This window comes from Spartinivicinus ruber (genome assembly GCF_011009015.1).
GTDB lineage: Bacteria > Pseudomonadota > Gammaproteobacteria > Pseudomonadales > Zooshikellaceae > Spartinivicinus > Spartinivicinus ruber.
The window spans coordinates 4,831,764-4,844,636 of sequence record NZ_CP048878.1; the positions used below are offsets into that span (position 1 = coordinate 4,831,764).

At 40.6% G+C, this 12,873-nt stretch carries 11 protein-coding genes; 1 reads left to right on the top strand and 10 read right to left on the bottom strand.

Features of this window, described 5'->3' with window-relative positions:
- Window positions 1-192: 192 nt before the first annotated feature.
- Window positions 193-1,101 (bottom strand): cysteine synthase CysM, encoded by a 909-nt coding sequence (gene cysM, locus G4Y78_RS21995; protein WP_163835040.1) that lies wholly within the window; start codon window positions 1,099-1,101, stop codon window positions 193-195.
- Window positions 1,102-1,284: 183 nt separating this feature from the next.
- On the opposite strand from cysM, the gene G4Y78_RS22000 reads away from it, so the two are divergent.
- Complete coding sequence (locus G4Y78_RS22000) at window positions 1,285-4,107, top strand: response regulator (protein ID WP_163835041.1); 2,823 nt, start codon at window positions 1,285-1,287, stop codon at window positions 4,105-4,107.
- Window positions 4,108-4,114: 7 nt separating this feature from the next.
- On the opposite strand, the gene recO is transcribed toward G4Y78_RS22000, so the two are convergent.
- From recO to G4Y78_RS22045, 9 genes are all read right to left on the bottom strand, one after another.
- Entirely contained in the window at window positions 4,115-4,879 is a 765-nt protein-coding gene (gene recO, locus G4Y78_RS22005) for a DNA repair protein RecO (protein WP_163835042.1), read from the bottom strand.
- Between the two features lie 22 nt (window positions 4,880-4,901).
- Window positions 4,902-5,822 (bottom strand): GTPase Era, encoded by a 921-nt coding sequence (era, locus tag G4Y78_RS22010; protein ID WP_163835043.1) that lies wholly within the window; start codon window positions 5,820-5,822, stop codon window positions 4,902-4,904.
- Complete coding sequence (rnc, locus tag G4Y78_RS22015) at window positions 5,812-6,501, bottom strand: ribonuclease III (RefSeq protein WP_163835044.1); 690 nt, start codon at window positions 6,499-6,501, stop codon at window positions 5,812-5,814. The genes era and rnc overlap by 11 nt, the downstream gene beginning before the upstream one ends.
- Window positions 6,498-6,872: a DUF4845 domain-containing protein gene (locus G4Y78_RS22020; RefSeq protein ID WP_163835045.1), complete on the bottom strand. Its 375-nt coding sequence runs from the start codon at window positions 6,870-6,872 to the stop codon at window positions 6,498-6,500. The genes rnc and G4Y78_RS22020 overlap by 4 nt, the downstream gene beginning before the upstream one ends.
- A gap of 59 nt (window positions 6,873-6,931) precedes the next feature.
- Window positions 6,932-7,756, bottom strand: coding sequence for a signal peptidase I (gene lepB, locus G4Y78_RS22025; RefSeq protein ID WP_408022103.1), 825 nt, complete (start codon window positions 7,754-7,756; stop codon window positions 6,932-6,934).
- A 12-nt stretch (window positions 7,757-7,768) separates the two neighbouring features.
- Window positions 7,769-9,568 (bottom strand): translation elongation factor 4, encoded by a 1,800-nt coding sequence (gene lepA / locus G4Y78_RS22030; protein ID WP_163835047.1) that lies wholly within the window; start codon window positions 9,566-9,568, stop codon window positions 7,769-7,771.
- Window positions 9,569-9,773: 205 nt separating this feature from the next.
- Entirely contained in the window at window positions 9,774-11,183 is a 1,410-nt protein-coding gene (locus G4Y78_RS22035; protein ID WP_163835048.1) for a DegQ family serine endoprotease, read from the bottom strand.
- A gap of 59 nt (window positions 11,184-11,242) precedes the next feature.
- Window positions 11,243-11,728: a SoxR reducing system RseC family protein gene (locus G4Y78_RS22040; RefSeq protein WP_163835049.1), complete on the bottom strand. Its 486-nt coding sequence runs from the start codon at window positions 11,726-11,728 to the stop codon at window positions 11,243-11,245.
- Window positions 11,729-11,843: 115 nt separating this feature from the next.
- A complete protein-coding gene (locus G4Y78_RS22045; protein ID WP_163835050.1) occupies window positions 11,844-12,872 on the bottom strand; it encodes a MucB/RseB C-terminal domain-containing protein in 1,029 nt (342 codons plus the stop codon).
- Window position 12,873 lies beyond the last annotated feature (1 nt).

Consider the following 12,873-nt stretch of genomic DNA (forward strand, 5'->3'; position numbering starts at 1 on the left):
GCCATTTTAACTTATTTTTTAATAATTTTGACTAAACAACGAGTAGAAGTTTGCGAAGTAGCTGATTTACAATCAGTAGACACTCGCTCCACAGGCAGGGAATGTCAAATATCCGTGTGATAATTTCGTGCTCCTCGCAACCACTGACCAATAGCTACGAGAATATTGCTGCAGCACTAGTATTTAAGTAGTTTATGGTTTGTCTGCGCCAAATACACCAGTTGATAAATATCGATCACCCCGATCACAAATAATGGCAACAATCGTTGCATTTTCTACTTGTTGAGCAATTTTAAGTGCCGCTGCCACTGCTCCACCAGATGATACACCACAGAAGATACCTTCTTCCCGAGCAAGTTTACGCATAGTGACTTCTGCTTCCTGCTGAGTAATATCCATCACCACATCAACACGTTCTGGTTCAAAAATAGTGGGTAAATAGGCTTTTGGCCACCGCCGAATACCAGGAATACTGGACCCTTCAGCTGGCTGTAAGCCGATAATCTGGACTGCTGGATTTTGTTCTTTTAAATAACGTGATGCGCCCATAATAGTGCCAGTAGTTCCCATAGAACTGATAAAGTGAGTTATTTCCCCTTGGGTTTGCTTCCACAGTTCTGGGCCAGTCCCTTGATAATGAGCTAAAGGATTAGCTTTATTAGCAAACTGATTCAGCACCAAACCCTTGCCATCACGCTCCATTTGATCGGCTAAATCTCGAGCACCTTCCATTCCTTGTTCTGGACTAACCCTAACCAGCTCAGCACCATAAGCCGTCATCGCAGCCCGTCGCTCTTCACTCATGTTATCAGGCATAATTAAAACCATTCGATAACCTTTAATGGCCGCTGCCATGGCCAACGCTATGCCTGTATTACCACTGGTTGCTTCAATCAACGTATCACCTGGTTTTATTACTCCCTGCCGTTCTGCCTCATTAATCATCATCAACGCAGGGCGGTCTTTGACTGAGCCTGCTGGATTGTTTCCCTCCAATTTAACGAGTACATTATTACTAGTGGTATTACCTGTTATTCGCTGCAAACGAACTAAGGGCGTATTACCAACGAGTGACTCAATGGTGGGATAATTTACCGCCATGCTTTATCCTCTTTATCAACAGTTTACGTTTAATAACTTCTCCGATAATAAGCTGTCTGCAGAAGAACCGTTAATATTGAAAAACTATATAGTTACATCTGTTAAACATAAGAAGCTGGTTTATTATACTGATTTGTCATACTCAGGTGTAGTATTGATCCCGCTAAAGGTAAAGAACTCATTATGCTAAAGCAGCAAGGTATCAAGAGCCGTGTTTTGGCACTTGCTTTAATTCCAACTATTAGTATCTCACTGATCCTAGGCACTTTCTTTACCTTAGCCCGAATCAATGACTTAGATGCCTTACTACTAGAGCGTAGTCAAACCACTATTCAGCAACTGACACCTATTACAGAACACACTTTATCTTTGGGTAACCTGAGTCTTATTCAAGAAATTGCCAATTCTGCACTAGAAAAAAATGATGTCAGAGCAGTCAGCCTGTATTCTCATACAAAAGTATCCCTTGCCCATGCTGGCCCCAAAATTCAGTTTAAGGGTAATCAGCAAAATTACTTTCTCACTCGGCCTTTTCATACCTTACATAAACAATCATTACTGATTAGCACCCCTATCTATGCCAAACCAAATTCACCTTCAATTAATCATGGGCCGGCTATCAGCAGTAGTAGCGAAAAGGTTTTATTGGGTTGGTTGATTGCAGAATTCTCCCGAAGCAATACTGAAATTAAAAAATATCAAACCATCCTTGCCAGTGGATTACTCATCCTTTCTGGTGTTTTGATCAACCTATTTTTAGCACTAAAAATGGGCCACAACATTACTGGCCCGCTAATGAAAATTATCAGTGCTGTTAACCATATGCGCCAGGGTAATCTGGATACTCGTATTAATACTAATACTGGTGGTGAAATGAGGGCGCTGGAAACAGGTATTAATGCAATGGTGGCTTCACTCCAGCGTGGTCAATTGGAGATGCAACATAATATCGAGCAATCAACCAAAGACCTACAGGAAACATTAGAGACTATCGAAATCCAAAATATTGAGTTAGACATGGCTCGCAAAGAGGCACTGGAAGCCAGTCGAATAAAATCGGAATTTCTGGCTAATATGAGCCATGAAATTAGAACACCACTGAATGGTATCATTGGCTTCACTAACTTATTACTACGATCCAAGCTGAATGAACGACAATTTGAGTACCTCAGCACAATTCAAAAGTCTTCAGAAGGACTTCTATCAATCATTAATGATGTACTGGATTTTTCAAAAATTGAAGCTGGAAAACTTGAGCTTGAGAGCATTCCAATTAATTTACGGGAAAGCATTGAAGAAGTGTTAACCATTTTAGCTCCCAGTGCTCATGACAAGTCATTGGAGCTGATTCCATTAATTTACTCTGACACTCCTATTCATCTCATGGGAGACCCTCTTCGACTAAAACAGATTCTGACTAATCTGGTGAGTAATGCCATTAAGTTCACCAATGATGGTTCCATTGTCGTCAGAGCCATGCTTGAAGACGAAAAAGATAATTTGGTAACTATTAAAATCAGCGTTACTGATACTGGCATTGGTCTTTCCAGCAAACAACAAAAGGAACTATTTAAAGCCTTTTCTCAAGCTGATACCTCTACTACTCGTAATATCGGTGGTACCGGACTTGGTTTGGTTATTTCTAAACGACTTGCCCAACAAATGTCGGGAGAAGTAGGCGTAGAAAGTGAATTAGGTAAGGGCTCCACTTTTTGGTTTACCCTAACAGTACCTAAAGCTAATGAGCCAACGTTAAAAGAACACTTTCCTGCTTTTTCTAACACCCATGTATTGGTACTGGAACACCATGACCTGGCCAGACAAGCAATTGCTCATTTACTCTCAGAATATGATTTAAATGTCGATAGTTGTGCTAATGAAGCCTGTTTAGCAGAAAAAACTCAAGAGGCCAAAGCCCAGGGGAAAACCTATGATGTTCTGGTTGTCAGCCATCATCCTTCATATTTGGATTTAGAAAAAATTAGATTCTTAATTAAAGCTGCTCAGGAAAATAAGCAATATTTGGTAATTCTAGCCCACACTAATAAAGAAGAATCAATTAACAACATATTAGATCAGCATAATAATGCCCTTTGTATTGTTAAGCCCCTTTGCCACAATCGATTATATCGGGCACTTTCTTATTTATTATTAGAAAAGAGTAAAGTACCCCATGGTAACCAAAGCAATATTGCTCGCCGTATTAATCAAGCAATTACCCGCCAACCCCATATATTAGCTGTTGATGACAACCCTGCCAACTTACGTCTAGTCACTGCTTTATTGGAAGATCTTGGCGCGAAAGTAACAGCAGTAGACTCTGGTACAAAAGCGATTATTAAAACTAAACAATACCACTTTGATCTTATTTTTATGGATGTTCAAATGCCTCATATGGATGGCCTGGAGACTACTCGCCGAGTAAGAGAAAGAGAACTATCTGAACGACGTATTCCCATAATCGCATTGACAGCCCACGCCCTTGCAGAAGAAAAAAAGCAATTGTTACTGGCAGGTATGGATGACTATATGACCAAGCCTATCAATGAAAATCAGTTGCAGCATATTATAAAAAAGTGGACTGGCTTACATGTTGCCCCAATAAAAGGCAATGACTACCTAAATGATGATCCCCAGGCTGAACCAGAAACTAAAGTAGTTGACTTAACAGAAGGGGTAAAGTTAGCTGGCGGTAAAGAAGACCTAGCCAACGATATGTTATCTATGCTCTTTGACAATTTAAAGAATGAACAAGAACAAATTAGAGCGTTATATCGAAATAAGCAGTGGCCCAGACTATTGGAAGTAGTTCATAAATTACATGGTGCTACTCGTTATTGTGGTGTTCCCCTCCTCCGTAGAGCTTGCAACAATATGGAAACCATTTTAAAAGCTTCTGAAAAAAATAAAGAAGAAAGGCGTAAAGTGGCTGGAGCAATGGAGGAACTAGTTGAGCAAATTGAGCAGCTATTAGATTGGCAACGAAAACATGAAGGCACAGAATAAGCAAATGTTATTTTTGCTTGAAAAACAGCGCTCTACTCATCAATGGTTTATTACCTAAATGAGGTGCTAATGCCATTCTGGTAATATGTTTGGCTACTCCTTTTAACTGCTTAGTCCATTCAATATGGGATTCGTGTGGGCTAAAATACGACTGATTATTCCAATGCCCATTTACCCATGGCATCTGAGATAATACTAATAAGTCTTTACCTGCAAACAGATAACAAGAATCAGGAGACTGCTCTTGAACACAAAACCCCTGATCAGGCAGGAAAGTATAGTTGGCAGTTGGGTTAATTAAACCACCATTAGCATCACAATCAAATACAACGCAATAACCTAATTCAGCCAACAATGTAAACTCAAACTGTCGAAGATATACTTCAACTTGCAGAGGATCATTTTGCAAAGCAGTCAGCGTAAACTGATATAGATTGAATAATCGGGATGAATTTTCTTCAGTTAACAACAATCTTACCAGCAACTCATTCAAGTAAAGACCGCAGTACAATAATTTTCCCGATAGCTGGTAACGTTCGCCACAAACTTCTACGGCTTTCCCTGTTTTTAATTCATGACTGCCTTTCCAGGTTAGCCAAAGTGATTGAAATGGTTGTAAAAAACTTGTGATTCCTGTTTGCTTTCTTGAGTTTCTACTTGTTTGAAAAACAACTCGTTGTAGTCCACACTGACTGGTAATTACTACAACAATTGTCTTATTATCTTGAAAGGGGCGGGTATGCAATACATACCCATCGTCAGACACATTCATAGAAAGGTATGAAGTCAAGTAACTAATCGGTTGTATAACCTAAGCTATTTAGCGCTCTCTCATCATCAGACCAACCACTCTTCACTTTGACCCATAAGTTTAACATAACCTTATTATCAAAGAGCTTTTCCATATCAACTCTGGCATCACGGCCTATGATTTTAATCTGCTCACCTTTTTTGCCTATTACAATAGCTTTTTGGCCAGACTTTTCTACCAAAATCAAAGCGCTGATAGTAATTAACCGGGACTCAACTTGAAACTGCTCTATCTCAACAGTAATTTGATAGGGCACTTCATCACCCAGCTGACGCATGATTTTTTCTCTAACAATTTCTGCTGCTAAAAACCTAGAACTACGATCGGTAATTTGGTCTTCATCATAAAAATGATGACTTTGAGGTAAATAGCTGCCTACTAATTGCTCGAGCCGATCGACATTCATTCCTGTTTCCGCAGAAATAGGAATAATGTCAGCAAACGACATTTTTTTATTTAACTCTGCCAAGTGTGGCAATAACGCTGACTTATCTTTTAACTGATCAACTTTATTAACCGCTAAAATCACTGGGCAATTAAGATGACAGACTTTATCCAACACTAGCTGGTCTTCTTCTGTCCAGCCAGTACGATCCACCACAAATACTACTACATCAACTCCTTGTAAAGCCGTGCTAGCGGCCTTATTCATATAACGGTTTAAAGCTTTTTTATTGGAAAGATGTAGGCCTGGAGTATCAACGTAAATAGCCTGGGTAGTTGTTTCTGTTTTAATCCCCAAAATTTGATGTCGCGTGGTTTGGGGCTTTTTAGAAGTAATACTAAGCTTTTGCCCTAGTACTTGATTCAACAAAGTAGACTTGCCAACATTAGGCCGACCCACTATTGCAACGAAACCACAGTGTAAATTCTGTTCTGAGTTTGAACTCTGATTAGTTACCACTGCTATCTACTCCTAACTGTTGCAATGCTCGACGAGCGGCTTCTTGCTCAGCTCCCCGACGGCTAGAGCCAACCCCCTGGGTTTTCTCCATTAAACCAGCTACTACACACTCAATGGTAAAGGTTTGATCATGAGCATCACCTTTAACATCCACTACCTCATAAACAGGCAAAGCCAACTGTTTAGCTTGCAAATATTCCTGTAACCGGGTTTTGGGGTCTTTTTGGGTATCATCCAGTGAAAGCTTTTCCAAGCGCGAAGCAAACCAGGCTAATACTCGCTCCCGACAAGCCTCAAGTCCATTATCAAGATAAATTGCCCCTATCAGTGCCTCGAGTGCATCCGCTAAAATGGACTCACGGCGAAAGCCACCACTTTTTAATTCACCAGAACCTAACCGTAAGTAGTCACCTAAATCAAACTCTTTGGCGATTTTTGCTAGTGTGGCACCACGCACCAGCTTAGCTCTTAATCGGCTAAGCTGGCCTTCTTTGGCTTGAGGGAACTGCTGATAAAGTGCTTCTGCAATAATAAAGTTAACTATCGAATCCCCTAAAAACTCCAGGCGTTCATTATTTCCACCTGCATAGCTCCTATGGGTTAATGCCAACAGGAGCAGACTTTCATCTTCAAAGCTATATCCTAGCTTACGAAATAATGATTGGTTTACTTTTTTCACTCGGCTTTGATTTTCCAACTATTTTCAAAAGTTAAAACTATATCGATATTTTTGACTAAGTGTTCTCGCTTTTCATATTTAAGCGTGGCAGAAAGAAAGCCACTTTCTTTTTTTATGACAACATCTTTGGCATTAAAATCACGAATCATATTGGTCGTAAAGCCTTTTGAAATATAGTCCCTCACCTTTCTAGGGCTCGCTTTGGCAATACCTGGCCGTTCATCCAACGAGTTAAACACTTTTTGTACAGCATAATTATCGATATATATAGGTGCTAATTTCATTACTGTTACAACAATAAAACCACCTACACACAATGCCAAAAACCAACCAAATGCAGTTAAGCCCAACTGCGATTTTTTAAGTTTCATTGCCCAATAGCCTCTTAATGTTTCTTATTAGTTATCAAATTATCAGCCACTTACCAAAGCTAATTAATAGCTCCATTATGCTTAAAACTAGGTAATTGCGTCCATTTTGGCCAGTGCATCCAAATAGCCACGGCTTTACCCACTATGTTCTCATCAGGGACAAACTTCCAAAAACGGCTATCGTTGCTATTATCCCGGTTATCCCCCATGACAAAATAGTGTCCCTTAGGCACTACCCATTCGCCCTCTTCTCCATTTTTTGAGGGAGCAACCAAGGCTCTACGAATAGTATGTTTATTTTCGGCTATTGATTCTTCAAATACCTTAAACTCTTTATATGGACCACTCGCTCCAACATCCGTGCGCCTAGTAATAAATTGTTCTTCAATCTGCTCACCATTAATATAAAGCTTTTTATCTTTATACTTAATGGTATCACCAGGCAATCCAATAACCCGCTTGATAAAATTGATATCATCGCCTGGTTTAATAAACACCATGACATCACCACGTTGAGGATCTCCAACCTCAATTACCTTAGTACCAATGACTGGCAGCCGAATACCATAAGCGAACTTATTGACGAGTATAAAGTCGCCAATATCCAGCGTAGGCTTCATCGAACCAGAGGGGATTTGGAATGGTTCATATAAAAATGAACGTAATACCAATACGATAAATAATACAGGAAATACAGATTTGGCGGTTTCAATCCCTACTGGCTCTTTTTGCAAGCCAGCCACCACTTCCTGGTCTTCAGCTTTTACCGTTGTTCGATATTGCTCCACTGCCAACCTACGTCTGGGTAAGAGCACCAGCACATCCACCAAATAAATCAGGCCTGTGCCGAATACCAGCAACACTAATATCAGAGGGAAATTGATATCCATATAATCCTACTTATCAACTTTTAACACTGCCAGAAAGGCATCTTGGGGAATTTCTACCTTACCAACCTGTTTCATTCGCTTTTTACCTGCTTTTTGTTTTTCAAGCAGTTTACGTTTACGGGTGACGTCACCACCATAACACTTAGCAGTCACATTTTTACGTAAGGCTTTAACCGTTTGCCGTGAAATAATATGTCCACCAATAGCGGCTTGAATAGCGACATCAAACATTTGTCGCGGAATAATTTCCTTCATTTTTTCACATAACTCTCGCCCCCGTCGCATGGAGTGGTCTTTATGTACAATCAGGGCTAAAGCATCTACTTTTTCGCCATTGATTAAAATGTCCAGCTTAACCAAACTCGATGCTTCAAAACGATCGAAAGTATAGTCTAATGAAGCAAAGCCACGGCTTACAGACTTCAAACGGTCAAAGAAGTCTAATACCACTTCACTCATCGGCAGCTCATAAGTTAACGACACTTGTCCACCAACAAACTGCATATCTTTTTGCACACCCCGTTTTTCAACACACAGGGTTATTACATTTCCTAAATAGTCTTGCGGCACTAAAATATTGGCGACCACAATTGGTTCACGCATTTCCTCAATATTGGAAGGGTCAGGTAGTTTCGATGGGTTATCCACCATAACTACTGAGCCATCTTTCATTTTCAGCTCATAGATTACTGTGGGTGCTGTTGTAATTAGATCAAGATTATATTCCCGCTCAAGCCGCTCCTGAATAATTTCCATATGGAGCATACCCAAGAATCCGCAGCGGAAGCCGAAGCCTAATGCATCAGATGTTTCTGGTTCATAAAATAACGAGGCATCATTTAATGTCAGCTTAGCCAGCGCATCTCTAAATGATTCATAGTCTTCTGATACAATAGGAAATAGCCCAGCATACACTTGTGGTTTTACTTTTTGAAAGCCTGGCAGTGGATCCACTTCAGGGGTTTTAACCAAGGTGAGAGTATCACCAACTGGGGCACCCTGAATATCTTTAATCCCAGCGACTACATACCCTACTTCACCTGCTTTTAATACTCCCGTAGCTGTACGCTTAGGAGTAAAAATACCAACATCATCAACAACATGACTAGCACCTGTTGATTTAACCAGCATTTTATCGCCTTTTTTCAGCTGGCCCTGTTTGACCCTGACTAACGATACAATACCCAAGTAATTATCAAACCAGGAGTCAATGATCAGTGCCTGCAATGGTGCATCAACATCACCTTCAGGGGCTGGCACCAGCTCTACCAAGCGCTCTAGTACATCTTCTATTCCTAGACCACTTTTCGCACTACAGCGCACAGCATCAGTGGCATCAATACCAATAATGTCTTCTATCTCTTGCGCAACTCGTTCTGGCTCAGCTTGAGGTAAATCCATTTTATTTAATACTGGTACCACTTCGAGTCCCTGCTCTATCGCGGTATAGCAATTAGCAACCGACTGTGCTTCAACACCTTGGGCTGCATCGACAACCAGCAAAGCGCCTTCACAAGCTGACAGTGAGCGGGAGACTTCATAGGAGAAGTCGACATGGCCTGGCGTATCAATAAAATTGAGCTGGTAGCTTTTGCCATCCTTTGCCTGGTAAGACAAGGTGACACTTTGCGCTTTTATAGTAATGCCCCGCTCGCGTTCCAACTCCATTGAGTCAAGCACTTGCTCAGCCATTTCTCGCTCAGTAAGCCCACCACATAGCTGGATAAAGCGATCTGCTATGGTGGATTTTCCATGGTCGATATGGGCAATGATAGAAAAGTTACGAATATGACTTAAATCACTCACGATGTAATCTACACATAATGCTAATGATGCATCCTGAAAAAAGGCTGCATTACTAAGTAGTTATAACAGGCAAAGCTGATTACTCAGCGGTTAATTTGGCGGGTAGTTTAGCCCATTAATGGCAAGGCTGTCATGTAACAGCATGAGATATAGGCTGCCAGAACAACAGAATTGTCCTAGCAGCCCTGGGACTGTTGGCGTTTGACTACTCAGTTAATTTAAAAGTGATATAGCCAGGTCGACCGTTTCTTACCAGACGCATCGAAATTGAGCGATTAGCAGGTAACTTAGCCACTACCTGTTTAAAGTCATTAACAGAGTTTATTGGCTGATTATGTAAGTCTGTAATGATATCACCACGACGGATACCTACTGAGCTAGCAGGACCAACCATAACGCCCGTAACAAACACGCCGTTGTTAACCTCATATTTCCGCTTTTGTTCATCAGTTAGCTCTTCTACCTGTAAGCCTAACCGGTCATTTGATTTAGGGGTTTTAGAAGAGGCTCGGGTTCTATTCTTTTCATCTGGTAATTCACCAATAGTGACATCAAGGATTATCTTTTCACCTTGACGCACCACGTCTACCGCTACTTTTTTTCCTACTGGCGTCTGGCCCACTGCATGTGGCAGATCTGCAGAGACATCAATTTCTCTGCCACCAAATTGAGTAATAATGTCGCCAGGCTTAAACCCAGCTTCATCTGCAGGGCCTTTGGGCATCACTTCAGCCACTAATGCACCATGAGGTTTATCTAAACCAAACGACTCTGCCAAATCTTTATTCACATCCTGAATATAAACACCTAACCAGCCCCGACTAACATAGCCCTTATCTTTTAACTGAGAAACCACATTCATGACTACGTCAATAGGAATGGCAAACGACAGCCCCATGAAGCCACCAGATCGCGTAAAAATCTGTGAGTTCACGCCAATTACTTTTCCGTCCATATCAAATAAAGGACCACCTGAATTACCAGGATTAATAGCTACATCTGTTTGGATAAAAGGAACATAATTTTCACTTGGCAAGCTTCGATTAATAGCACTGATAATGCCCGCTGTGACGGAATAATCAAAACCAAAAGGGGATCCGATGGCAGCAACCCATTGCCCTGGCTTTAAGTTATCTGTAGAACCCAGTTTTACTGTTGGTAAATTTTTAGCCTTGATTTTCAGCAGCGCTAAATCAGAACGCTTATCTGAGCCCACTAACTCTGCTTCTAGCTCCCTACGGTCACTTAAGCGAACAACAATTTGGTCTGCTCCCTTAACCACATGGTTATTTGTTAAAATATAACCATCTTCAGATATAATAAAACCAGACCCTAAGGACTGTGGCCTTGGTTTTCCTCCAGACTCTGGGCGTTGCGGATGAGGTCGACCAAAAAACTCTTGAAAAATATCAGGTATATCATCATCAGGAAAATAGTAGCGGTTCATTCGATTCCGCTTAGGTAATTGTAAGGTACTAATATTAACAACCGCTGGCGATGCTTCTTCTACTAATTCAGTAAATTCAGGCAAAGACTTCGCAAAAGCTGTTAACTGCATTGTCATTAATAAGGCAAAAATTGCAGTTGATTGTTTAAGCCAAAATCTCATATTCATAAAAAACTTAATCCCTTCACTAAGAGTTTATTATTAACCTATGTCTTAGAGTGTTAGCTTTATAAGGAAGTCACTATTGTTGTTTCAGTGTTTTGAATCGGCACTAAAACCTTTAGCACACAAGGCTCCAGTGACTGTTGGAAAGATGATTTATTAATAATATTACGTAGCAAATAAAAGCTTGAAAACAAGCTAACAAAACCCAGCAGTATTGTTACCTGCTCTTGATAACCCTGCCATTTTAGTAGCCAGCAGATAAATAGCATAAATACTAAAGGCAGCAGGTAAACCAGCAAGGATCCTTTCACTAAGGTATTTTCAGGAATCCCAATAACAACCGTGTCACCCACCTGTAAGGAATACTGGCTTCGCACTTTAACTGAAGCAACAATAGCTGCCTGCCTAGATGATTGCAGCTTGTTCAGTAACTGATGACCACAACCTTTATTTGCAGAACATTGACCACAAACTGATTGCCGATTTGTTTCAACCCAAGCTCGGCCATCATTATCAATAGCCGTTACAATTCCGTGCTCTTCAACCATTAATAGCTAAACCAACAATTCTTAAAGTAATAATTTTTTAAATTAATATACTTAATACAGTGTCCGCAATAGCCAAACTAAGAAAAACAAGTGTCATCTGCTATAGGTTAGACAGCTACTGACTTATAGAAACTGCACTCCCTTTTTGCAGTTTGACTGACATCGCTATACGCTCTGCTGCAACTAAAGGAAGCTCACCTACAACTGTAATCAAAAACTCACCTTGCTCAAATGCCAACACTTTAGTAAAAGCAGTAATCGCACCTTCTCGCGTGATGACTGATATTGCATTAGTTGGTTTTGCTTCAACAAAAATAGAAAACCCTGCTAACCCATCAGTATACATTAGTGACTCAACCGCCTTTTTAGTAACAGGACTATGCTGTTGATCTCGACGAAATAACTCAAACCCAGAGGGAACCCAGTTAACGTACCAGCTTTCGTTATCACTAGGACTAGCATTAGTTTTATCGTAAGCCTTAGATACAATGACTTTTTCAGATTTCACTTCACCCTTTAATGAAGTAACCAGTTTGGTTTCAGGTATTTCATGACCAATTTCAAGAGAAGTAAACTGAAGCCGCTCTAGCATTTCGCCTTTGTGGTTAAGCAAAACCAGTTTAAGCAGTAAGGATGAAGCCTCATCCAGCCAGATTTGGTAGCCATAGCGATACTTATCCTTTGGTTTCACTAACAATATAATTGCTTCACGATCAGCTACTCGGCCTTTACCGGCTATCTCTAAACTGTAATGCTCAGCTAACTTACCGGGGTTATCACTTAGCATCCTACCAAAAGCAAGTGAGGAGTCACCACGATCAAAGCGAATCACTTCATTATCAGCATTAATACAAACTACCTTACTGCCATCTCGAACCACTTCCCGTTTAGGTCCATCCAGAAAAACGAGTCGCTCTCTTTCCTGACCATCTGCCACAGAGTGACTAATAGCAACACTATTTAAGCCTTGGCTATGCTGATAAATAAATTGGCCTTCATAGTTTAGTTCACGAAAGGCCTTATTCATTCCTTTCAGCAACTGCACAGCTGCAAGGTCTGTTTCCGCTGAGATATGAGCACTTGAACCAATAAATAGTGAAAAAGCCAGTAACGAGGTAGCCCGACTCCAACTTCGCTTTTTCATA

Bases quoted from the DNA above. Each gene is read 5' to 3' on its own strand.
- G4Y78_RS22000 (WP_163835041.1), top strand. From the start codon at position 1,285: ATGCTAAAGCAGCAAGGTATCAAGAGCCGTGTTTTGGCACTTGCTTTA.
- G4Y78_RS22035 (WP_163835048.1), bottom strand. From the start codon at position 11,183: ATGAATATGAGATTTTGGCTTAAACAATCAACTGCAATTTTTGCCTTA.
- G4Y78_RS22045 (WP_163835050.1), bottom strand. From the start codon at position 12,872: ATGAAAAAGCGAAGTTGGAGTCGGGCTACCTCGTTACTGGCTTTTTCA.
- G4Y78_RS22040 (WP_163835049.1), bottom strand. From the start codon at position 11,728: ATGGTTGAAGAGCACGGAATTGTAACGGCTATTGATAATGATGGCCGA.
- G4Y78_RS22020 (WP_163835045.1), bottom strand. From the start codon at position 6,872: ATGAAACTTAAAAAATCGCAGTTGGGCTTAACTGCATTTGGTTGGTTT.
- cysM (WP_163835040.1), bottom strand. From the start codon at position 1,101: ATGGCGGTAAATTATCCCACCATTGAGTCACTCGTTGGTAATACGCCC.
- recO (WP_163835042.1), bottom strand. From the start codon at position 4,879: ATGAATGTGTCTGACGATGGGTATGTATTGCATACCCGCCCCTTTCAA.